This window comes from Bartonella sp. OC16QHHD (genome assembly GCF_042194035.1).
In the GTDB taxonomy this organism is placed as follows: domain Bacteria; phylum Pseudomonadota; class Alphaproteobacteria; order Rhizobiales; family Rhizobiaceae; genus Bartonella.
Genome location: NZ_JBHIMJ010000014.1, coordinates 65143 through 88098, shown reverse-complemented (window position 1 = coordinate 88098; position 22956 = coordinate 65143). Strand labels below are relative to the sequence as shown.

Below are 22956 nucleotides of genomic sequence, written 5' to 3'. Positions count from 1 at the left end.
CTTTTTCAGCTCAAAATATTATGACAGCCCTTATCACTTGAGAGAATTCATTAAAAGTATTTCACTCTTTTCTTAAAGTGTTTCTTACCCACACACCAACTGCGTTTGTAACGTGTAAGGAAATGATAGTGATTGATTCACTATGAAAGGATTTGAAATGAGAGAATCCTTGTATTCGAGGTTATTATTCAAGTTAAAAAACGATGAAATATTATTATGCATTAATCTTGTGTCTAAGAACGTAAAAGATCATTAATGGATGTTTTTTCTCGTGTTTTTTGATCAACGCGTTTTACAATAACAGCACAATAAAGGCTAGGTCCTGCTTCACCATTTGGTAAAGGTTTTCCAGGGAGAGAACCTGGTACAACCACTGAATAGGCTGGTACTTCACCAATAAAAATTTCACCTGTTGTACGATCAATAATCTTTGTTGATTTTCCAATAAAGACTCCCATTCCCAAAACAGCACCTTCACGGATAATACAGCCTTCAACAATTTCAGAGCGAGCACCGATAAAGCAATGATCTTCAATGATTGTTGGATTTGCTTGCAGTGGTTCTAAAACACCTCCAATACCAACACCGCCAGAAAGATGGACATGTTTACCAATTTGTGCACAAGAACCAACGGTGGTCCATGTATCAACCATTGTGCCCTCATCGATAAAAGCACCAAGATTGACAAAGGATGGCATCAATATAACATTGGGTGCAATGTAAGCAGAATGACGTACAATGGCTCCAGGAACGGAACGGAAATCAGCACTTTTAAAATCTGCCTCTTGCCAACCAGAGAATTTTGAAGGAACTTTATCCCACCAATGTGTCCCATTGATTCCACCAGTAATAATTTGCATAGGATTAAGCCGAAAAGAGAGCAAAACCGCTTTTTTCAACCATTGATGAACATGCCATTGTCCATTTTTTTGTCGTTCTGCAACACGGATTTCACCTTTATCAAGAAGGTTCAATGCATGTTCAACACTCTCACGTATTTCGCCTTTTGTGGTAGTATCGATGGAATCGCGATCGTCAAAAGCTTGTTCGATAATAATTTCAAGTTGTGTGATATGGGTCATGACGAGAGTTCCGTTAAACAAGTTGAAAGCTTCAAGATTTATTCTCTATGAACTACGCGAAGAAATGTGTTCAGTCAATAAAACGATGAGGAAGTAGGACAGGTGCATGAAAAAAGGCTGTAAAGAAAAAAGAAAAAGGGAGCAAGAAAACTGGACACCACTTCTCCATACGAAGGATGCTCTACAACAGATCCATAAAGTCTCTAATTCAGCACAGGTGCGTTCGTCTACTTATCGTTTAGCCTATATCGATCAAGATTTTATGATGCGTCCAGAGCTGCGCTCACAACGTATTAGTCTTGAATTTTTAAAGCCGGAAATAACCCTTAAAGAATATGATATTCAATCAACAGTTGTTTTGTTTGGTGGTGCGCGTATTCCTGAACCTGGGCAAGCAGCGTGGGCTGCAAAGAATGAAATACAAAAGAAAAATTTGCATGCTATGTCACATTATTACGATGAAGCAAGAGAGTTTGCACGTTTGTGCTCACTTTATTCTGCTACGACACAATATCGTGAATTTGTGGTTGTTACGGGGGGCGGACCAGGAATCATGGAGGCGGGAAATCGTGGTGCTTGTGATGTTGGTGCTCCAACGATTGGCTTGAATATTATTTTACCACATGAGCAAGAGCCTAATTCGTATGTGTCGCCGCATTTATGTTTCAATTTTCATTATTTGGGGATGCGCAAAATGCATTTTTTAGTACGAGCGAAAGCCCTAGCCATTTTCCCTGGAGGATTTGGGACTCTGGATGAACTGTTTGAGACATTAACTTTAGTACAGACGGGGCGTATGAAACAGGTACCAATTTTATTGTTTGGCAAAGAATTTTGGAGCAATACTGTCAATTTTGAGTATCTGTCTGCACAAGGTACAATTTCTCCTACTGATATTAATTTTGTAAAATTTGTTAATACAGCAGCAGAAGCTTTTGAAGAAATTCGTTCTTTTTATAAACTGCTTTAACGACTTTTGAGATGTTCACTCTTGAAGGATCATTAATACTCTACTTTGGTTAAATAAAGTCCTGAGGGGGGGGCAACAACACCACAACGTTTACGATCTTTAGCATGAAGAGCTGTTTCGAGATCTTGAGCTGTCCAACGTCCAATACCCACTTCCATGAGGCTTCCTGCGAATGAACGGATTTGATGATGAAGAAAAGAACGAGCTTGTGCATAAAGGAAAATTTCTTCACCTTCTCTTTGAATATCGAGGCGTTCAAGGGTGCGAATAGGGCTTTTGGCTTGGCAGTGTGCTGAACGGAAAGTTGTAAAATCATGTTGTCCTACAAGCTTTTGCGCTGCTTCATGCATGGCGTCAGCATTAAGAGGCTTTGGCAACCACCACACGCGTTTGGCATTTAAGGCTGGTGGAGAGCGACGATTAAGTATTTTAAAAAGATAATGGCGTTTTATAGCGGAAAATCGTGCATCAAAGTCATCAGGGACATTTTCTACGTTTAGGATTGAAATTACTTCTCCCTGTTTTCGTAAAAGAGCATTGAGCGCATCACGTACAGTATGGGGATGCCAGTTTTTTTCAAAATCAACATGCGCAACTTGTCCCGTAGCATGTACTCCTGCATCCGTTCGTCCTGCTGTTGTTATGGTCAATTGTTGTCCACTAAAGGAAAAGAGTGCTTGTTCAAGAGCTCCTTGTATAGTGTGAAGTTTTGCTTGACGCTGCCAACCAGCATAATTTGAACCATCATATTCAAGAGTGAGTTTAAAACGTGGCATCTTAAAAAACAGCAGAAATATGAGCACCTCGCAAAAATGTTGCGCACTCAAGAATTTTACCGCCAGATCTTTGGAGAGAGGTTATTTCTATCCGTCCTTGCCCACAATGGATAATTAAAGAATCTGGTTCTATCCGTCCAATTTCAAGAGAAGGACCTGTTGTTAAGCGACTATCAAGAATTTTTACACGTTCTTCTCGTCCACCGATATTCATGTTGCACCAGCAACTAGGAGAGGGAGAGAGCGCGCGAATATGCCTATGAATAAACTCTGCAGGTTTTGTCCAATCAATGCGGGTCTCTTCTTTTCTAATTTTGGCCGCATAGGTAATGCCTTCCTCTGATTGTGGGGTCAGTTTAAGTTGTCCTTTTTCAAGAGTTGATAAAGTCTCTACCATAAGTTCTGCGCCAATATGTGAAAGTCTGTTTGAAAGCTCAGCAGTGGTGGTGTTATCAGTAATGGGGATGGAGCGAGAAAGAGCGATAGGCCCCGTATCAAGCCCTTCATCCATTTTCATGATCATGATACCTGTTTCTTTATCACCAGCCATAATTGCTCGTTGAATAGGCGCAGCACCACGCCAACGTGGTAAGAGTGAAGCGTGGGCATTAAAACAACCAAAACGCGGCGTTTCGAGAATAGCTTTAGGTAAAAGGAGTCCATAAGCCACGACAATAGCAGCATCAACAGAAAGTGCTGCAAATTGCTCCTGTTGTTCGGCTGTTTTAAGTGTTTGAGGCGTGAAGACAGGAATGGATTTCTTTTTTGCTACATTGTGAACAGGTGAGGGGATTAATTTAAGCCCTCGACGTCCTGCTGGGCGAGGGGGTTGACTATAAACAGCAACAACATCATGACCTGCATCCAGTAAAGCATGTAAAATAGGAACAGAAAAATCTGGTGTTCCCATAAAACTTAATCGTAAAGCCATTACAAAACTGCTTCCTGCATGTTTTTTTCTTTTGCGCGTTTTTTAAATTTTCGTATCACCATATCGCGTTTGATCTTTGAAATGTAATCAATAAAAAGGCGCCCATCTAAATGATCAATTTCATGCTGCAAGCAAGTTGCTAAGAGATCGTCTGCTTCAATTTCTGTTTGTTTTCCTTCACGGTTCTGATAGCGAACACGAAGGCGTTTAGGACGTTCAACCTCTGCAAAATAATCAGGAATAGAAAGACAACCTTCTTTGTAAATATTACGCTCATCTGAAAGCCATAAAATTTCAGGGTTGATAATAACAAGTGGTTTTTTCTGCTCATCTTCAGAATTTCCAGAGACATCTATAACCAACATACGTAGCGGTATACCAATTTGAATAGCAGCAAGACCAACGCCCTTAGCATTATACATGGTTTCCAACATGTCATCCGCAAGTTTTTGGAGAGCTGAATCGACCTGCTCAACAGGTTTGGACACTTCCCGTAAAATCGGATCAGGTAAAGTAACTAAAGATCTCATTGGCATAAGTAGAGATTAATCAATGGTTTGTTATTGGTCAATATTGAATAACGGATTCTTGCGTTTTTTTACAATAAGAGCGTTATATTACAATTTATGTTTGATTCGTTTTTTTCCATACTCGCTGGTGATTTTTTTTCTAAACTAATGCTTTTGCTTTTATTTATACTTGTCTGTTTGGCATTTTTTATGTTGATACATTCTCATCGAAAAAAAGCATTTTTGGAAAATGAAATTGCTGAACGCGCACGTGAGGCACAAATGCAGATGGCTACTTTGCTGAAAACACAAGCTGAAATGCAAGGACGAATGCAAACGATGGCGGAAATTTTTGGTCAACGGCAAGCTGAATTGAATAAATCACTCAGTGAGCAACTCAATGGGATGACAACAAGCTTAGGCCAAACACTTCAGGTACAGACCAAATCCACTTATGAAAATTTGAATCGTTTGCAAGAACGTTTAGCAGTGATTGATGCAGCACAAAATAATATTCAATCGCTTACGGGACAAGTTGTTCAGTTGCAGTCCATTTTAAGCAATAAGCAGACGCGTGGTACTTTCGGTCAAGGGCGGATGGAAGCAATTATTGCCGATGCCTTACCAACAAACGCTTATGCTTTTCAGGCTGTTCTTTCCAATGGAAAGCGCCCAGATTGTCTCATTCATATGCCCAATAAAGCTCCTTCTCTTGTTGTTGATGCTAAATTTCCTCTGGAAGCTTGGAATGCTATGCGTAAGGCAGAATCAGCGCAAGAGCGTCAAGAGGCAGAACGCCAATTTCGTACCGATATGGAAGTTCATATTCGTGATATTGCACAAAAATATTTGATTCCTGGAGAAACCCATGACACTGCTTTCCTTTTTGTGCCATCTGAATCGATTTTCGCAACAATTTATGAGGACTTTGAGGCATTGGTACAAAAATCCAATAGAGCCCATGTGATTATTGTTTCACCATCTTTGTTGATGCTCTCTGTCCAAGTGGTACAAACCATTATGAAAGATGCGCGGATGCGTGAACAAGCGCATTTAATTCAATCAGAAGTAGCAAAATTGATGGAAGATTTTGGACGAATGGATACGCGTGTTCGCGCACTACAGAAGCACTTTCATAAAGCAGGTGAAGATATAGAGGGAATTTTGATATCGTCCTCCAAAATCATGAAACGGGCAAATCGCATTGAAACTGTCGAATTAAAAGAAAATTACTCTGAACCAACAAAAATGACAACATTGGCTCAGTCGCAAACATTGCGTTTTGCTGATGAGGAATAAAGCAAAGCAAGCTTCTTAAATATTACAAGTTAGATCATGTTCTTTATTGATTGGTAATCATTTTTTAGTATCTCTATCTTGTTTTATTTCTTAAACGAGAGGAATAGGAATATGCGACACCTTTTGTTTTTAGGGGCACTGGTGTTTTTGCTAGAGGGATGTACAACAACCACTCCCATCCACACAAATAATGCTTGTGCTATTTTAGCACAAAAAAATGGTTTTTTTGACAATTGGGGTAAGGTGTCTCAAAGAGCGGAAATGCGCTATGGAATTCCTATGCCTATTATTCTTGCAACCATTAAGATGGAATCGAGCTTTCGTCACAATGCACGTCCTCCACGCAAAAAACTACTTGGTTTTATTCCATGGAAGCGTCGGTCGACAGCTTATGGTTATGCTCAAGCGCTTGATAGTACATGGGCAATGTATCTTCGCTCTACAGGAAAGTCTTTTGCATGGCGTACGAATTTCGCAGATGCTGCTGATTTTGTTGCTTGGTATCATAGCCAAAGTGTTCAACGCAATGGGGTGAGGTTTGATGATGCATATAGCCTTTATTTAAATTATCATATGGGGCATGGTGCTTATGCACGTAGTGGTGGGCATGTCAGTGCTGCGCTTTCACAGACAGCACAGCGCATGGCAAGGATATCGAGGCTCTATGAACAGCAATTAAAAAGATGTGGATGGCATTAGGGAAGATTTTTGAAAATCTCAGTCAGGGAATTGATGGGATAAAATTATTCAAAAGCAAAATCCCGCATAATATGATAAAATAGTGTCGTTTTTCCGATCGTTCAATGAAATAAATTGTTATTTTTTAGAATAAACTCAAGCGACAGAAAGCTTTTGCAATACACAATATATTTGAAGATACTCTCGACATTTTTACTTCCTTTGTTAAAAAAATTTATAATAGAAACCATCTTCTATTTAGTGTTGGCATTTCGCATTGGGCTAAGTACTAGAGGTTATTGAAGAAAAATTTTAAAATATAATATCATTTTTTATTTTCATTATGCGTATTACTGGCTGATTATTATATGAATATTTTCTTTGTTAAGCGTATAAAATAGCAATTAAAACAAATGCAATTCGGGCATCATAAAAAGGGTAAAATATTCAATATAAAAAAACGAGAAATGCATTAAACGAAAAAACGTTGTTTTGTATAAAGAGGGCGCTACAGTCTTCAAAAAAACTAAGTGTATTTAGTATTGTATGAAATAAAACATACTCGTCCATCCAGTTCATCTTAATTGAAAGAAGTTATCTTATTGTATTGTAAAAACACTTCCGTTTATAGGATGATAAGGTATATGCAACTTTACACACAATGAATATTCAGGGTAGGGCATATTCAGAGAAAGATTTGTAACGCCTATGAAGTAACAAGTCAGTCTCCAATGTTGTGATAGCTTTTGCATTTGAGAATATTTATGAGAAGCATTTTTATTCTTTTTCTTAAATGGTTTAAGATGTTGATTTATAAAGATAATATATCGTTATTCATATTAAAGTAAGAATCTCGAATGGCGTAGGGTTTTATCGTTTCAGATTTCTTGAGGCTGAATCAATAAAACCATTGGCTTGCACATAACAAGCACAATGGGTATGTGGATAAAAACTGTGAAAGAAAAGACTAAAAATGTTTTTTTATGAACATACATTCTCAAATGTAAGAATTATCCGTAACATTGGGAATTAGCACATATAATGATGGCACCACTTTGCTCTTACACCTCGACCTTGTTTATGACGTGCAAGGAAAAAATTAATTGATTCAATATATTATTTAAGTGTTAATATACCTTAGTATTGAGCAGGTATACGCTACTCAAGGTGGATAATTTTTAATTGGCAGAACATCTGATCAGGCTAAAAATACTCGAAAAAAGTTCTGATTCGCAATAATTGAGAAGTATATTTTAATATTTTATTCTCTACTCTTTGTTTAAGTACTTCATATCTTTTAAAAATATACCGGTAACCAACATATTATGATATTTGTGGAAATATTGTGGTAAAGGAAATTCAAATTTTGTCCTTTAAGACAAGGCGTAAGTTAAACAGCTCATTTTCTATTTCTGTGCAAAGCATAAAAAAATTATCTACTTTCACGGTTGCGACAGTAAATTTTATAATCCAACAAATGATTAAAAATGTATTATAATATCATTAAAATGCAAGGAACAGGCGCTATTGGAATGATAATTAAATAGCACATAAACCTTTTAAATTGATGCACACATCTTTTATTATAATTGATTCCCTTGATAGAACAGTTGGTCTTTTTGGTGGAGCTAAGCGGGATCGAACCGCTGACCTCTTGCATGCCATGCAAGCGCTCTCCCAGCTGAGCTATAGCCCCTATAAAAACAAATTGTCCCAAAAAGACAGTATACAATTCCAGCTTTTCTAGAACGATCAAAATTGAAGATCAAGAAGAATTTACATTCAATGGAAAAGATGTCCTCTTTTACTTCTTTTAAGCATCGTCATCATTAGAAACACCGCCTCCGAGAATATCAGTAACGTCATCATCTTCATCGTCACCATCATGAGACAAAAATGTATCATCATCATCACCAAGATCTACATCACTATCTTCTAAATCAGGAAGATCGTCATCTTTAGAATCCACATCATCATCTTCAAGAAGCATAAAAGCAGATTTTTCAAGTGCTGTATCAAGCTCTTCAGTATCAACTTCTTCTTCATTATTTGCTTCAGCTGCTGCAACTTCAAAGTAAGAACGCGGATAAGAAATTCCTGTATAGGGCGACACAATAGGATCGCGATTTAGATCGTAAAATTTTTTTCCTGTTTCTGGATCAACACGTTTAGTTCCAAGTTCTTGTTTTGCCATAAACCGTGCCTCTTTGATTAACTATTATTCCATTAAAAGATAAATTTTATGGTGCTTAATCGAAAAATAATACCTTTGTCAAAGATAAATACACTGTTCCACAGTGATTTTTTCATGACGTCTTTTAAAGCATGTGCTAAAGGATGCACAATTTCATAAAAGTTAGATAGAATTAAATAGAATTTCCATGCAAAAAGCAATCCCTATAACCACCTATAAATCGAGTAGTCTCTCTGGAAAAATTCAAATACCAGGAGATAAATCAATCTCTCATCGCTCTCTTATATTGGGAGGATTAGCAAGTGGTGAGACATATATTCATGGATTACTTGAAAGCGCTGATGTACTCAATACAGCTGCTGCTATGCAAGCTATGGGTGCCTGTATTATTAAAAAAGAAGACTTCTGGATCATACGAGGAACAGGGAATGGTTGCCTTTTAGCTGCACAAAAACCTTTAGACTTTGGAAACGCTGGAACAGGTGCTCGTTTGGTTATGGGAATGGTTGGTCCGTATCATATGAAAACAACCTTTATTGGTGATGCTTCTCTCTCTAAACGTCCAATGGGACGTATCCTTGATCCACTGCGTCTCATGGGGGTTGAAATTGAGGCAACGCGCGACGATCACCTTCCTTTAACGCTTTATGGTCCGAAAATGGCTAATCCGATTCGTTATCGTGTTCCAATAGCTTCCTCCCAAATTAAATCAGCAATCCTGCTTGCTGGACTCAATACCGCCGGCACTACAACTGTTATTGAACCAGTTCTGACACGAGATCATACGGAAAAAATGTTAAAAGCATTCGGTGCGCAACTTGAAATAGAAAAAGATAACGAAGGTGCGCGTTTGATTCATCTTAATGGTCAACCCCATCTTACTGGACAAACGATTCATATTCCGGGTGATCCTTCTTCTGCTGCTTTTCCAATTATCGCAGCCCTTCTTATAGAAGACTCTGATATCACCATTGAAAATGTTTTGATAAATAACTCTCGAATAGGACTTATCGAAACATTGTGGGAAATGGGTGCTCAAATTGAATTTTTGAACCGACGTCAAACAGGTGGAGAGGATGTTGCTGATCTACGGATAAAATCATCGGTCCTTAGAGGCGTTACGGTGCCCAAAGAACGTGCTTCATCGATGATAGATGAATATCCTGCTTTGGCAGTAGCAGCAGCCTTTGCAGAAGGCAAAACAGTTATGCTAGGAATTGAAGAATTGCGTGTAAAAGAATCAGATCGATTGTCTGCTGTTGCTCAAGGATTAAAAATTAATTGTGTAGACTGTGAAGAAGGTCAAGATTTTCTTATTGTTTATGGAAAAGGTTCTGCCAAAGGTTTGGGGGGTGGGTATGTTGCCACACATCTTGATCATCGAATTGCTATGTGTTTTCTCATTTTTGGGCTTGTATCAGAAAAACCTGTTACCATTGATGATAAACGAATGATCGCTACGAGCTTTCCAGAATTTATTCCTTTTATAAAACAACTTGGGGGAAAAATCGCGTGAAGCCTTTTGTTATCGCCATTGATGGACCTGCTGCCTCAGGCAAAGGAACCTTAGCACGCAAAATTGCTGCACATTATCGCCTTCGTCATCTCGATACTGGTCTTACTTATCGTAGTGTTGCTCATACGCTTTTACAGCAAAATTTAGCTCTTAATGATGAAAAAAATGCTATTATTTATGCTAAAGGACTTGATTTTAACACCTTAAATCCTGCTCTTCTTTCTTCTCATGAACTTGGTGAAGCGGCTTCAAAAATAGCAATTAACCCTGCTGTACGCAAAATTCTTGTCGAAAAACAACGCAACTTTGCTAAAGTTTTGCCCGGCTGTGTGCTTGATGGGCGTGATATCGGAACGATTGTTTGTCCTGATGCCGATATCAAGTTTTATATTCTAGCCAATGTTCAAACACGCGCCAAACGCCGCTACCAAGAGATTTTAAAAAAAGGTGTTCAAGCAAATTATCATGAAATCCTAGCTCAACTTGAACAGCGCGACAGTCGCGATATAACGCGCAAACAAAGTCCACTAAAACCAGCAAAAAACGCCCACTTGCTTGATACGTCAGAATTGAGTATAGAAGCAACATTTGAAATTGCATGCAGCTTTATTGATCCAATCATAAAAATGCATATAATTGGATAAATTCGTTAAGGTAACTTCCAGCCTAGCGCTAACTTTTTTTCCTTTATTCAAGGAAAAAGGCTAGGGAGTTATTTATGTTAACACTAACCTAGCGCTCATACCTTATAATACAAGGTATATATTAGGAGTTCCTATGTCACAATACAATCCCACAACAGCGGATTTTGAAGCCCTTTTAACAGAATCTTTTCAAACTAATGATCTTAATGAAGGATCTGTTGTTAAAGGTCGTGTTATTGCAATCGAAAAAGACATGGCCATTATTGATGCTGGTCTTAAAGTCGAAGGACGTATTCCTCTCAAAGAATTTGGAGCTAAAGCAAAAGATGGTTCTTTGCAAGTTGGCGATGAAGTTGAGGTTTACATTGAACGCATTGAAAATGCGATGGGTGAAGCTGTTTTATCGCGTGAAAAAGCACGGCGCGAAGAAAGTTGGGTCCGTTTGGAGGAAAAATTCAATGCTGGTGCACGCGTTGATGGAGTGATCTTTAGCCAAGTAAAAGGTGGTTTTACAGTCGATCTTGATGGTGCAGTTGCTTTCTTGCCTCGCAGCCAAGTTGATATTCGTCCCATTCGTGATGTTTCACCTCTCATGCATAATTCACAGTCCTTTGAAATTTTGAAGATGGATCGTCGTCGTGGCAATATTGTGGTCTCACGCCGCACTGTTTTAGAAGAAAGTCGCGCTGAGCAACGTTCAGAAATCGTACAAAATCTTGAGGAAAACCAAATCGTTGAAGGTGTGGTGAAAAATATTACAGATTATGGTGCCTTTGTTGATCTTGGTGGGATTGATGGTCTCTTGCACGTTACAGATATGGCATGGCGGCGTGTTAATCACCCATCTGAAGTGCTCACAATTGGCCAAACGATTAAAGTGCAGATTATTCGCATTAATCAAGATACGCACCGTATTTCTCTTGGAATGAAACAGCTTGAAAGTGATCCTTGGGAAAGCATCAGTGTCCGGTATCCGATTGGTAAAAAAATTACGGGTGCTGTTACCAACATTACTGATTACGGTGGTTTTGTTGAAATTGAACCAGGAATTGAAGGGCTGATCCATGTTTCTGAAATGAGCTGGACAAAGAAAAATGTTCATCCTGGAAAAATTCTGTCTACATCACAAGAAGTAGAAGTGGTTGTTCTTGAGATTGATCCTTCTAAACGGCGTATTTCTCTTGGCTTAAAGCAAACATTTGAAAATCCATGGGAAGCTTTTGCCAATAAATTTCCTGTCAATTCGCAAATTGAAGGAGAGGTCAAAAATAAAACAGAATTTGGTCTGTTTATTGGGCTTGAAGGCGATGTTGACGGTATGGTTCATTTGTCTGATCTTGATTGGAACCGTCCTGGTGAACAAGTTATTGATACTTACAATAAAGGCGATATCGTTAAAGCTGTGGTCCTTGATGTTGATATTGAAAAAGAGCGCATTTCTCTTGGAATTAAGCAGCTTTCCAGTGATAAAGTTGGAGAAGCAGCTGCTTCTGGCGAATTGCGAAAAGGTGCAGTTGTAACATGCGAAGTGATTGCTGTTAACGACAATGACATTGGTGTGAAATTGATTGACCACAACCTTGAGACAACCATTCGGCGTGCTGATCTTGCGCGTGATCGTGATGAGCAACGTCCTGAGCGTTTCGCAATTGGGCAAAAGGTTGATGCTCGCATCACAGCATTTGATAAAAAAACACGTAAAATTTCAGTATCGATTAAAGCTTTAGAAATTGCAGAAGAAAAAGAAGCTGTTGCACAATATGGTTCTACAGATTCAGGTGCTTCTCTTGGTGATATTTTGGGTGCAGCTTTGAAAAAACAAGAACAAGATTAATCATCAATCATTAAAGTTGGTTTTATTATTAAGGTCACTCATTAGGAGTGACCTTTTTATTTTCTAAAAAAATTGTCTGCTTATTTTTAAATTATTTAAACAAAAATTATAAATGCTTGCAAATAAAAACAAAAAGTTTGTTTTTTGTCTAACAACGGTTCACTATTCAGATAAAATGCTTAAAATTTAAATAAAAAACGATGTAATTGAATAACAATGGGACACTATGACGTGCATAATACCTTTCATAAAGTGCTTTTTTTCTCAAAAAGAGAAAAAAGATCATTTTATTAATACGGATTTTCCTCTTCGTGCAATTTATAAGGTACAGGAAGATCTTTATAACTTAGGGCATGATATAGCTTCTGGTAAAGAAATTTTACTCCCTGAATATGAAGGAGTAGGAGATTTTCGCAAGAGATTGAATGAAAATGCTAAACTTATTCTTCATGCCTTTCATACCAGTGATTTTGCTGCTCGAAATGATGAAACCATCGCACCATCTGCTCAATGGCTCATTGATAATCATTACACCATTGATAAAACCATACAAAAGCTACGTTGTAATCTACCCAAGTCCTTCATAAAGCAACTTCCTCTTTCTACACACAAAGCCGGAATACCACGAATTTTTGCTTTAACTTGGCTTTATATTGCGCATACCGATAGCAGCTTTTCACAAGAAACACTCACTGCTATGACCAACGGATTTCAAGAAGTTTGTGCGCTCACAATTGGTGAATTGTGGGCTCTTCCTTCAGTTATGCAAATGCTGCTCATTGAAAATGTCCGTCGTCTTTCAGTACGTATCGAAAAAGCGCGACATATGCGCTATCTTGCTAGTCAAGTGGCAGATAAAATTTCTCTTGTAAAAAATAAAACAAATCTACACTCTCTTTTTACGCAGTATAAATCATTTATTGTTGATCCAACTTTTTCAGCACATTTATTCTATCGCCTGCGCAGTGCATCTGTCGATTCAACCGTAGCATTAACTTGGCTTGAAAAGCAATTGAAAAGCCAAGGCAGTAGCTTAGAGATTGCAACAGCCGATGAACATACCCGACAAGCAGCAGATGGTGTGACCATGGGTAATATTATCCGTGCTCTTAAAGCTATAGATGATGTTGATTGGACAGCATGGTTTGAAACAGTGAGTTGTGTCGATTCTATTTTGCGTAAAAATAGTGATTTTTCTGAAATTGATGCTCACTCACGCAATATTTATCGACAAGTCATTGAAAAAGTTTCTCGCTTTTCGCCTCTTAGTGAACTGGAAGTTGCACATAAAGTTGTAGAAATGGCAAATTCCACTTCTAAAGATATGCCTTATCATTCTTGTGTGGGGTGGTACCTTGTTGATGATGGTTGTGGTATATTTGAAAAGGCTTGTGGATATATTCCGCCCTTTCTCATAAAATGGACACGCGCTTCCTGTTGCTCAAAATTGAGAGTCATCGCCATTCCTGTCTCTTTTCTGACGCTTGCTCTTTTGCTTGTAATTTACGCCCTTTTACAGCTATCTGGCATGACACAATGGATGTCTTTTTGCTTTACTGTATTGGCGCTTTTTCCTGCTATCGATGCTGCTTTTGCTTTATTTAATACTGTTGTTTCGTGGTTTGTCCCATCAAAACAACTCATTGGTTATGAATATAAAGAAGGTATTCCAAAACATGCACGGACAATGGTTGTTGTACCTACTTTGATGACATCACGCGATGATATTGATGAACAAGTGCGCAATCTTGAAGTGCACTATCTTTCCAATCCTAAAGGTGCCATTCATTTCGCACTCATTACAGATTGGGTGGATGCTCCATTGAGAGAAACGCAAGATGATCTTGATTTATTGCACTATGCGCAAAAGAATATTGATAAACTCAATAATCGTTATCATCGTGATGAACTTCCGCTTTTTTTCCTTTTACATCGCCGACGCCTTTATAATACAAGCGAAAAATGTTGGATGGGATGGGAACGAAAGCGAGGAAAACTTCATGAACTTAATCGACTCTTAAGAGGCGATAAAAATACAAGCTTTTATCCTCCCAATCCACATCTTCCTATGGATTGCCGTTTTGTTATGACACTGGATTGTGATACACGTCTTACTCCAGAGAGCGTCGCGAAACTTGTTGGAAAGCTTAACCATCCACTCAATCATCCCGTTTTTGATCTACAAAGTGGAAAGGTTGTAAAGGGCTATAGCATTTTACAACCACGCATTATTCCTTCTCTTACAACAGGAAAAAAAACATCAATTCTCCAACGGGTTTTTTCTATAAACCGTGGCATTGATCCTTATGTTTTTGCTGTTTCTGATACTTATCAAGATCTTTTAGGAGAAGGCACCTTTATTGGTAAAGGTCTTTATAATATTGATGCATTTGAACAAGCGCTTGATGGCAAAATTAAAGAAAATACTACTCTTAGTCATGATCTCTTAGAAGGAGGTTATGCTCGTACTGCTCTGGTAAGTAGCATAGAAGTCATTGAAGACTATCCAACCGCTTACAATATTGATGTTATGCGTTATCATCGTTGGGTCCGCGGTGATTGGCAGCTTTTGCCTTATCTTTTTTCCCACCGTCAAATAAGTTCCGTGACGCGTTGGAAAATGCAGGATAATTTACGTCGTTCTCTCACTCCACTTATGTGGTTAATCGCAGCATTTGCAGGATGGGCTTTTTTGTCTTTAAAGAGTGCAATCGTCTGGCAACTATTCTTGTTGTTTAGCTCCTTCATTTCACCCATTCTATGTGTATTAAAAACGCTTGTCTCATCCAATATAGATCATTCTTTGCGTGGACATTTTCAATTAATTTGGAACAAAATTGCTCTTACAAGCGCTGATATATTTCTTAAAACGACGTTTCTTGCTCATTCGGCATATTTTATGACCGATGCGATTATTCGTACACTCTATCGTATGACGATTTCAAAACAGCATCTTCTTGAATGGAAAACTTCTGCCGCAACAAAATCAATGCCCAATAGTTTGCGTGTCTATGTTTTTACAATGGCACCAGCATCGCTTATTGGTATTCTTACTATAGCACTCCCTCTTTTTTCTGATAGTTTTGCAAGCTTGGTTGCTTTGCCTTTTGGGATAGCATGGTTTTTTTCACCCTTTATTGCTTGGATTGTGAGTCAACCTTCAACCTTTCAAGATAGCCTTGATCTTTCTTCAAAAGATGAAAAAAAACTTCGCTCTATTGCACGGCGGACATGGCTTTATTATACAACCTTTGTCAATGCACAAAACAACCATCTTCCTCCCGATAATTTTCAAGAAGATCCTGAACCTCTTGTTGCTCAACGTACATCGCCTACGAATATTGGCGTTTATCTCCTTTCTATTATTGCAGCACGTGATTTTGGCTGGATTGGTTTTGAAGAGACCATCACCCGTATTGAATGTACATTACGCTCTCTTACAAAAATGGAAAAGTTTCGTGGTCATCTCTATAATTGGTATGAAACGGAGACACTCAGGCCTCTTTTGCCTACTTATGTATCAACCGTTGATTCAGGAAATCTTGCCGGTCATTTGGTAACACTCTCTTCTGCTTTAAGTGAATGGGCTGAAAAACCGCCTCTTTTTTTCCAAAGTGATCGAGAAGGCTTATCGGATGTTCTTGCTATTCTTGAAGAAACTGTCAGAGAAATTCCAGATCATCAACCCAGTTTACGCTCTTTACGCCAAAAAATCGAAGAAAACATCACTCGTTTTCATGACTCTGTCTTCACTTTTTTAGAACAAGAAAATACGGTCCCTTCTCACATCATAGATCTTTCACTTGCAGCCCACGATATTGTGCACTTAGTCGGTGAACTTGACCACAAAATTCAAACGATAGAATCTGCTCGTGCGCTTTCTTGGGCTAAATGCCTTATCGACACCTGTAACGCTCATCATCATGATGCGACTGCTCATTGTGATACTGAAAAATTACGTAAAAACCTAAACAGGCTGGCTATAATGGCACGGCAAATAGCCTTTGATATGAAATTTGACTTTTTAGAACAGCCTAAACGGCATCTCTTATCCATTGGATATCGTGTTCAAGCAAACAAACTCGATGAAAATTGTTATGACCTACTTGCTTCAGAAGCACGTCTTGCAAGCTTTTTTGCCATCGCAAAAGGAGATATAAAACTTAAACATTGGTTTCGTCTTGGTCGACTTCTCGTACCCATAGGTGGGAAAGGTGCACTCCTATCATGGTCTGGATCAATGTTCGAATATCTTATGCCATCTCTCGTAATGCATGAACCTTTAGGGTCTCTCTTAGATCAAACAAATCGATTGATTATTCGTTGTCAAATACAATATGCCCATAAACGGGAATTGCCATGGGGTATTTCAGAAGCCGCATTTAATGCTCGCGATCATTTAATGAATTACCAATACGCTCATTTTGGTGTTCCAAACCTCGGACTCCAACGTGGTCTTTCACGCAATGCTGTCATTGCTCCCTATGCCAGCCTTCTAGCGGCACAATATGCTCCTGCTTGCGCTGTCGCTAATTTAAAACGACTCCGTGATCTTGGAGCTTTAGGAACATATGGTTATTATGACTCTGTTGATTTTACTCCAACACGCGTGAAAACAGGAGAAAAATACGCCATTGTACGCAATTATTATGCGCACCATCATGGCATGTCTATTCTTGCTCTTAACAATGTTATTTTTCAAGGGCGAATGCGTGATCGTTTTCACCGTGATCCCGTTATTGAAGCAACACAATTGCTCTTACAGGAAAGAGCGCCTCATCTCATTCCTATTATTCATACCAAAGCTGTTAATCGTATGCGCAATAAGTCTCAAGCATTTGACGCAGCCCCTTTGCGCATTATTACAAACCCGTTACTCAAACCACGAGCAACTTTACTTTTGTCTAATGGCTTTTATTCTACCATGTTAACAGCGAATGGTTCTGGTTACAGCCGTTGGCACGATTATGCGATTACGCGCTTTATTCCTGATGCAACAGAAGATCAACAAGGTACTTTATTCTTCTTACGTGATACGCATAGTGGACGGTGGTGGTCTGTTACTGGTGAGCCAACACGTGTTATTGAAGAAGAAGCTGTCAGCATTTTTACAGATGAAAAGGCTGAATATACAAAAATGGTTGATGGTATTAAATCAACACTTGAATGTCTTATTACATCTGAAGGATGTGGCGAAGGGAGACGTATTCAATTGATGAATACGACAAATAAAGACCGACTCATTGAAGTGACTTCTTATGGTGAATTAGCGCTTGCAACGATGGATACAGACCAAGTTCATCCTGTTTTTTCCCGTATGTTTATAGAGACAGAAATTACTGAAGAAGGTAAAACAATTTTTGCCAAAAGGCGCAAACGCTCGCCTAGTGATCCTGAAATCTATGTTGCCCATTTTGTTTCTAGTACAACAGATATTCTCCAAGAGACAGAAGCTGAAACAGATCGCTCTCTGTTTATTGGTCGGGGGCGATCCATTCATCGGCCCACTGCATTTGACCAAAATGCTCGTTTCAGTAATAGTCAAGGTTGTGTTCTTGACCCTGTTATGTCATTGCGATGCCGTATAAAAATTTCAGCCCATGAAAAAGCAGAACTTATTTTTTGGACTTTTGCTGCTCATACAAAAGAAGCGCTAAATAATCATATTAAACATTATCGACAACCTGATATGTTTCAAAAAGAACTTTCAATGGCATGGACGCGCTCACAAGTCGCACTGTATCAGAGCGGAACCCAGCTTAAAGAAGCTATTATCTATCAAAAATATGCAACACCGCTTATTTATCCAGAAAGAACGTGGCGTCTTCCTTCTGAAATATTAGCAAAAACGATAGGAAAACAGTCTAATCTTTGGCCTATGTCTATCTCAGGAGACAATCCACTCTGTCTTCTTAGATTAAATAACGAGGGAAATATAACTGTACTGCGCGAGCTCCTTAAAGCACATGAATATTGGCGTATGCGCGGACTCATTGTTGATTTGGTCATTCTTAATGAACAAACATTTTCCTACATACAAAATACACAACGCGCTCTTGAGTGGGTCTGTGAATCTTATTATCACCACACGCAAAAAGCAGATGAACGCCAACATATTTTCATGCTTCGACGCGATCAAATGAGTGAAAATAGTTTTAAAACGCTTCTTGCATCAGCGCGTATCGTTCTTGATGCCCAAAATGGCTCTTTATCTGAACAACTTAAACGACTTGATGAGAATGATTTTAATCTCACAGTTCGTAAAAATTATCAAGAATCTTATGATCAATTAAACTTGCCAAGATATAACGAAGGACAGCAATTTACAACACAAACTGAACAAAATCTTTTTTCTTCCATTGGTCTTATTAGCCAACAAAAACCATCCTCTTTTCTCCCAAATGGAGAAGATCTAAGATATTGGAATGGTTACGGTGGTTTTAATCAGCACAATCATTATGTAATACGTCTTCATGGACGTACCACTACACCGCATCCGTGGATTAATGTCATTGCTAATCACAGATTTGGTTTTCATGTCTCTGCTGAAGGTGCAATTTTTACTTGGGCTAACAATAGCCGCGATTATCAACTAACTCCTTGGGCGAATGATCCAACGTCTAACCGACCAGGAGAAGCTCTTTATCTGGTTGATCGCCAGTCTTTAAAACGTTTCTCACCCGTTTCTACTGTTGAATGTGACGAAAATATTGTCTATGAGGCTTGTCATGGGTTTGGATTCTCAACTTTTAAATCAACACATTCAGAAATCGCATTAGAACTGACTCATACACTTGATCCCGAAAAACCTATTCGCTTTTCACGTCTTATCCTTACGAATGAAGGGAAAAAACCACGCAGTTTACGCCTTTATAATTATGTTGAATGGGTTTTGGGAAATGTCCGTACAAAATATGCCCCCTTTATTGTTTCCTCTTATGAGGACAGATGGGGTGCACATTTTATTCAAAATCCCTATCACATCGAGAAATCTCAACAAGTTACATTTTTATCAGCATCCGAAATGCCAACCAGCACTACGACCAATCGCGCTGAATTTATTGGTGCAACGGGAACCGTAACACGTCCAAATGCGATCCGTAAAGCCGGTGCTCTTTCGAATACCATTGAAGCAGGATGTGATCCTTGTTCAGCATTCGCTTATGATATTGATCTTCAACCAGGGCAAACAAAAGAAATCATATTCTATCTTGGTAGTGCTGAAAATAGGCAAGAAGCTGAAAAATTACTCAATCAAGTACGTGCAAGTGATTTTGAAATTCAGCTCACAAAACAAAAACAGCAATGGAGTGATTTTGTTTCTCCTTTCCAAGTCAAAACACCTGATGCTTCTTTTAATCTTATGGTCAACCATTGGCTTCCTTATCAAATCTACGCATGCCGCATCATGGCACGCGCAGGCTTTTACCAAGCGAGTGGTGCATTTGGTTTTCGTGACCAGTTACAAGATAGCTTGTCTTTGTTATTGCTGGAACCACAATTAGCACGTGAACAATTGTTAAATGCAGCAGCGCACCAATTTCTTGAAGGTGATGTGCAACATTGGTGGTTGCCTGACACAAATGCTGGTGTTCGTACATACATTTCTGATGATATCGTTTGGCTTGCATATGCAACAGCTCTTTATGTCACTACCACTGGTGATGACGCTTTTCTTGATACGCTCATTCCTTTTATTGAAGGTGATGTTCTCAAAAGTGGGCAACAGGATGCTTATTTTCAACCCACCCAATCCTCAAAGGTTGCAACAGTTTATGAACATTGTGCTTTAGCTTTAGACCTTGCCATTAAACGCTGCGGACCACATGGTCTCCCTCTTATTTTAGGTGGGGATTGGAATGATGGTATGAATTTGGTTGGTGTGGAAGGAAAAGGCGAAAGCATTTGGTTAGGATGGTTTCTTGGGTACACATTACAAGCATTTATCTCTTTAGCCCAAAAACGTGGTGATAATAGCCATATGCAAATATGGAGTACGTACCTTGAACATTTAACAAAATCCCTAGAGAAAAACGGTTGGGATGGTGCTTGGTATCGACGTGGTTATTTTGATGATGGAACACCTCTTGGCTCTAAAATCAATGATGAATGTCAAATTGATACCATTGCTCAATCTTGGGCTGTCATTTCTCAAATGGCATCGCCTGAACGTCAAAAACAAGCGATGAAATCAATGTTGGAACAGCTCTATGATAAAAAAGGCGGACTCATTCGCCTTTTTTGGCCGCCTTTTGATAAAAGTACGCTCGAGCCTGGTTATATAAAAGGTTATCCTCCAGGAATTCGAGAAAATGGTGGTCAATACACGCATGGTGCCATTTGGAGTATTTTTGCGTTGGCTGAAATGGAACAAAACGATAAAGCTTATGCTTTATTTTCTATGATAAACCCAATTACCCATGGACAAGATCCTGAAATTTATCGTGTTGAACCTTATGTGATGGCCGCAGATATTTATGCTGTTGAACCACGATGTGGTCAAGGCGGTTGGACTTGGTATACAGGTTCAGCCGGTTGGTTTTATCGCGCCGCAACACAAGCTATTCTTGGAATACAGCGTCAGGGAGACCTATTGTTTTTGCAGCCACATTTACCCTCTATTTGGCCAAAATATGAAGCAACAATGAAGTTTTATGATGCCGTTTATCGCATTAAAGTAAAATGGGGACCTAAAAATATGCTCTATGTTAATAGCAAAGAATATACCGAAGTTCATATAGGGATAAAGTTACAAAAAACAGGTCAGCATGAAATTATGCGTATTGTCAAATCTTAAAGATGAAAAAAGAGAGCAGGCTTTTTATTCTTGCCCAAAACTGTAGAGTTGTTATATTGCACCGTCTATATTAGCCGTGTTGGTGCATAATATTTTAGATTTTATGAAAATGAAAGAAAAAGGTTATGAATCATCCGGATATTGCTAGACGTGTTTACAATCACACTTGGAAGCTTGATCCCATTATTCGGTCACTTCTTGATACGGATTTTTATAAGCTTCTTATGGTGCAGATGATTTGGGGGTTATACCCTAATGTTAATGTTACTTTTTCCCTCATAAATCGCTCTAAAACAATACGTCTTGCCGATGATATTGATGAGAGTGAATTACGTGCTCAACTTGATCATGCTCTTAGTTTGCGCTTTACAAAAAAAGAAATGATCTGGCTTGCTGGTAATACATTTTATGGACGCAAACAAATTTTTGAACCGGATTTTCTTCAGTGGCTTGAGAATTTTCAACTCCCAGAATATGAACTCACCCGCAAAGATGGCCAATATATCCTTCATTTTCATGGACCCTGGGCCCATAGTTCCATGTGGGAAATTCCTGCCCTTGCTATTATTAGTGAATTACGTTCACGTGCTGCTCTCAAAAAACTAGATCGTTTTGCTCTTGATGTACTTTATGCGCGTGCTAAAGCAAAAATGTGGAGTAAAGTTGAACGTCTCAAAAAATTGCCTGATATTAAAATATCTGACTTTGGGACAAGGCGCCGCCATTCTTTTTTATGGCAGCGCTGGTGTGTGGAAGCATTAAAAGAAGGCATTGGTCATTCTTTTACTGGAACTTCTAATGTTCTTCTTGCCATGGATACGGATTTAGAAGCTCTTGGAACCAATGCACACGAATTGCCTATGGTTATTGCGGCTCTCAGCAACAACGATGATGAATTACGCAGAGCTCCGTATCAAGTCTTGCAAGATTGGAATCGTTATTATGGTGGAAATCTTCTCATTGTTTTACCTGATACCTTTGGTACAGAAGAATTTTTACGCAATGCACCAGATTGGGTTGCTGATTGGACGGGTTTCAGACCCGATAGTGCGCCCCCTATTGAAGGTGGCGAACGTATTATTCAATGGTGGAAAGAAAAAGGAAAAGATCCACGCAAAAAACTTTTAATTTTTTCTGATGCTCTTGATGTCAATACAATTGAAAAAACCTATCATCATTTCCATGGTAGAGTGCGCATGAGTTTTGGATGGGGCACGGATCTTACCAATGATTTTACAGGCTGTGCACCTCAGGAAATCAAAACTCTTGATGCTCTTTCCCTTGTTTGTAAGGTGACCTATGCCAATGGTCGACCAGCTGTAAAACTTTCAGATAATCCTGAAAAAACGATTGGTGATTCAAAAGAAGTACAACGTTATCTCAATTTTTTTGGTAATAAAAAGCGAATTGCTAGACCTATAAAGACATAGTTTCCGGTTCTTTAAAACAAGTATATTGACTCATCATATTGTTTATAAGATTGATTTTTGTTCTACCCTAAGGATGAGGATTCTTAACCTTTGCTGGTCTGTAAACAGTTCGGCTGTTTTTGAGCAGATTCTACTTGGCCTACCACGCATACGCTTCACTTACATAAGGCGCGATAGATAAGACTTAAAAGTATTTACGACGCATTAAAAAAACACTTAACGTGCCAAGGAAGTTTAGCCAAGGAGATTTTCTCATTTTAACCCTGTTAAATCAAGCACACTCATCTCCTTGCATG

13 protein-coding genes and 1 tRNA gene are annotated in these 22956 nt (G+C 38.8%); 8 read left to right on the top strand and 6 right to left on the bottom strand.

Annotation, left to right across the window (positions count from 1 at the left end):
• Nucleotides 1–233 precede the first annotated feature (233 nt).
• Nucleotides 234–1082 (bottom strand): 2,3,4,5-tetrahydropyridine-2,6-dicarboxylate N-succinyltransferase, encoded by an 849-nt coding sequence (gene dapD, locus ACFIK1_RS02200; protein WP_375654759.1) that lies wholly within the window; start codon nucleotides 1080–1082, stop codon nucleotides 234–236.
• Nucleotides 1083–1188: 106 nt separating this feature from the next.
• Here dapD and ACFIK1_RS02195 point away from each other — a divergent pair, with 106 nt between their 5' ends.
• Complete coding sequence (locus ACFIK1_RS02195) at nucleotides 1189–2052, top strand: LOG family protein (RefSeq protein WP_375654757.1); 864 nt, start codon at nucleotides 1189–1191, stop codon at nucleotides 2050–2052.
• 32 nt (nucleotides 2053–2084) lie between these two features.
• Here the strand turns inward: ACFIK1_RS02195 and truA are convergent, their stop codons facing one another.
• Genes truA through def form a run of 3 tightly spaced genes read right to left on the bottom strand, consistent with a single transcriptional unit; the run spans nucleotide 2085 to nucleotide 4295 of the window.
• A complete protein-coding gene (gene truA, locus ACFIK1_RS02190) occupies nucleotides 2085–2828 on the bottom strand; it encodes a tRNA pseudouridine(38-40) synthase TruA (protein ID WP_375661978.1) in 744 nt (247 codons plus the stop codon).
• A gap of 1 nt (nucleotide 2829) precedes the next feature.
• On the bottom strand, nucleotides 2830–3759 hold the full coding sequence (gene fmt / locus ACFIK1_RS02185; RefSeq protein ID WP_375633681.1) for a methionyl-tRNA formyltransferase: 930 nt from the start codon (nucleotides 3757–3759) through the stop codon (nucleotides 2830–2832).
• A complete protein-coding gene (gene def / locus ACFIK1_RS02180) occupies nucleotides 3759–4295 on the bottom strand; it encodes a peptide deformylase (protein ID WP_375620854.1) in 537 nt (178 codons plus the stop codon). The genes fmt and def overlap by 1 nt, the downstream gene beginning before the upstream one ends.
• Before the next feature lie 90 nt (nucleotides 4296–4385).
• Here def and ACFIK1_RS02175 point away from each other — a divergent pair, with 90 nt between their 5' ends.
• Together ACFIK1_RS02175 and ACFIK1_RS02170 are read left to right on the top strand one after the other, a co-directional pair.
• Entirely contained in the window at nucleotides 4386–5567 is a 1182-nt protein-coding gene (locus ACFIK1_RS02175; RefSeq protein WP_375612812.1) for a DNA recombination protein RmuC, read from the top strand.
• 111 nt (nucleotides 5568–5678) lie between these two features.
• A complete protein-coding gene (locus ACFIK1_RS02170) occupies nucleotides 5679–6266 on the top strand; it encodes a hypothetical protein (protein WP_375661977.1) in 588 nt (195 codons plus the stop codon).
• A gap of 1599 nt (nucleotides 6267–7865) precedes the next feature.
• Here the strand turns inward: ACFIK1_RS02170 and ACFIK1_RS02165 are convergent.
• A tRNA-Ala gene (locus tag ACFIK1_RS02165) sits at nucleotides 7866–7941 on the bottom strand.
• A 117-nt stretch (nucleotides 7942–8058) separates the two neighbouring features.
• Nucleotides 8059–8439 carry a TIGR02300 family protein gene (locus ACFIK1_RS02160; protein WP_375611400.1) on the bottom strand — a complete coding sequence of 127 codons (381 nt, stop codon included), beginning with the start codon at nucleotides 8437–8439 and terminating at the stop codon, nucleotides 8059–8061.
• Between the two features lie 187 nt (nucleotides 8440–8626).
• Here ACFIK1_RS02160 and aroA point away from each other — a divergent pair, with 187 nt between their 5' ends.
• The 5 genes from aroA to pncB all read left to right on the top strand — a co-directional run bounded on the left by aroA (nucleotide 8627) and on the right by pncB (nucleotide 22660).
• Nucleotides 8627–9955, top strand: coding sequence for a 3-phosphoshikimate 1-carboxyvinyltransferase (aroA, locus tag ACFIK1_RS02155; protein ID WP_375633682.1), 1329 nt, complete (start codon nucleotides 8627–8629; stop codon nucleotides 9953–9955).
• Complete coding sequence (cmk, locus tag ACFIK1_RS02150) at nucleotides 9952–10599, top strand: (d)CMP kinase (RefSeq protein WP_375661976.1); 648 nt, start codon at nucleotides 9952–9954, stop codon at nucleotides 10597–10599. Before aroA ends, cmk begins: the two co-directional genes overlap by 4 nt.
• 133 nt (nucleotides 10600–10732) lie before the next feature.
• Nucleotides 10733–12433 (top strand): 30S ribosomal protein S1, encoded by a 1701-nt coding sequence (rpsA, locus tag ACFIK1_RS02145; RefSeq protein WP_026500132.1) that lies wholly within the window; start codon nucleotides 10733–10735, stop codon nucleotides 12431–12433.
• 226 nt (nucleotides 12434–12659) lie between these two features.
• Complete coding sequence (locus tag ACFIK1_RS02140) at nucleotides 12660–21230, top strand: GH36-type glycosyl hydrolase domain-containing protein (RefSeq protein WP_375661975.1); 8571 nt, start codon at nucleotides 12660–12662, stop codon at nucleotides 21228–21230.
• A gap of 125 nt (nucleotides 21231–21355) precedes the next feature.
• The gene (pncB, locus tag ACFIK1_RS02135) at nucleotides 21356–22660 is read left to right on the top strand and encodes a nicotinate phosphoribosyltransferase (protein ID WP_375636355.1); all 1305 of its coding nucleotides are present in this window, start codon (nucleotides 21356–21358) and stop codon (nucleotides 22658–22660) included.
• Nucleotides 22661–22956 lie beyond the last annotated feature (296 nt).

Coding starts and splice junctions, on each gene's coding strand:
- dapD (WP_375654759.1), bottom strand. CDS start 1,082: ATGACCCATATCACACAACTTGAAATTATTATCGAACAAGCTTTTGAC.
- ACFIK1_RS02195 (WP_375654757.1), top strand. CDS start 1,189: ATGAAAAAAGGCTGTAAAGAAAAAAGAAAAAGGGAGCAAGAAAACTGG.
- truA (WP_375661978.1), bottom strand. CDS start 2,828: ATGCCACGTTTTAAACTCACTCTTGAATATGATGGTTCAAATTATGCT.
- fmt (WP_375633681.1), bottom strand. CDS start 3,759: ATGGCTTTACGATTAAGTTTTATGGGAACACCAGATTTTTCTGTTCCT.
- def (WP_375620854.1), bottom strand. CDS start 4,295: ATGCCAATGAGATCTTTAGTTACTTTACCTGATCCGATTTTACGGGAA.
- ACFIK1_RS02175 (WP_375612812.1), top strand. CDS start 4,386: ATGTTTGATTCGTTTTTTTCCATACTCGCTGGTGATTTTTTTTCTAAA.
- ACFIK1_RS02170 (WP_375661977.1), top strand. CDS start 5,679: ATGCGACACCTTTTGTTTTTAGGGGCACTGGTGTTTTTGCTAGAGGGA.
- ACFIK1_RS02160 (WP_375611400.1), bottom strand. CDS start 8,439: ATGGCAAAACAAGAACTTGGAACTAAACGTGTTGATCCAGAAACAGGA.
- aroA (WP_375633682.1), top strand. CDS start 8,627: ATGCAAAAAGCAATCCCTATAACCACCTATAAATCGAGTAGTCTCTCT.
- rpsA (WP_026500132.1), top strand. CDS start 10,733: ATGTCACAATACAATCCCACAACAGCGGATTTTGAAGCCCTTTTAACA.
- ACFIK1_RS02140 (WP_375661975.1), top strand. CDS start 12,660: ATGACGTGCATAATACCTTTCATAAAGTGCTTTTTTTCTCAAAAAGAG.
- pncB (WP_375636355.1), top strand. CDS start 21,356: ATGAATCATCCGGATATTGCTAGACGTGTTTACAATCACACTTGGAAG.